Annotated in this window: 1 protein-coding gene and 1 pseudogene; both read right to left on the reverse strand. The window is 76.2% G+C overall.

The features are described 5' to 3' along the window. On the reverse strand, positions 1-416 hold a 416-nt coding region (locus AC2W7G_RS17245; protein WP_485869519.1), incomplete at its 3' end, for a chorismate-binding protein. Between the two features lie 97 nt (positions 417-513). Next, positions 514-925: pseudogene (locus AC2W7G_RS17250) on the reverse strand (chorismate-binding protein); the annotation flags it as partial.

Genomic DNA, 925 nt, shown 5'->3' on the forward strand with positions numbered 1-925 from the left:
GTCACGCCCCACAGCCGCTCGACGCTGGCCGTCAGCCGGGCGAGGTGCTCGTCGAGGTGCCGGACCTGCCCGTCGACCACGAGCGCCGTCTCGAAGACGCCCTGCGCGACGTCGGCCCGCCACGGCGGCGGAGGCGTCACCGGGACCGACGGCCGCTCGGTGCGGACCGGCTCGGGAGCGAGGGACCCGCCGACGGCCTCGACGAGCGGACGCGCCTTGACCAGGCACTCCGCGTACTCGGCAGCGGGGTCGGAGTCGTGCACGACGCCGCCGCCGACCCCCAGCCACACGCGTCCGCGCGCGACCTCGAACGTCCGGATGGCGACGTTGAGCTCGAGGCCGCCGGGACCGACCCGGCCGAGGGCGCCGGTGTACGCCTCGCGGGCGGTGGGCTCGATCTCGTCGATCAGCTCCATCGCCCGCACCTTGGGGGCTCCCGTGACCGACCCGGGCGGGAACGTCGCGCGCAGCAGCGCGCCGGGCGACGTGCCCGGCGGGGAGGGTCGCGACGACGTCGGAGACCAGGTGCCAGACGGCGTGCCGCTCGGCCCGCAGGAGCGCCGGGACGTGCACGGTGCCGGGCTCGGCGACGCGGCCCAGGTCGTTGCGCATGAGGTCGACGATCATGACGTTCTCGGCCCGGTCCTTGGCGGAGGCGACGAGGGCGTCCGGGTCGGCGGACAGCGGGGCCGTGCCCTTGATCGGGCTGGTCAGGACGTGGTCGCCGGTGCGCCGCAGGAACAGCTCGGGCGACAGGCTCACGGCGGCCCCCTCGGGCGCGTCGACGAACGCCGCGTAGGCCGGTCGCAGCGCCTCGACACCCCGCGCGAACAGGTCGAGCGGCTCGCCCGCGAACGACCCCTCGAGCCGCGCGGTGAGGTTGACCTGGAAGACGTCGCCGGCCGCGACGTGCTCGCGCGACCCG

Source organism: Aeromicrobium sp. PFPM2_SD2, from assembly GCF_057364525.1.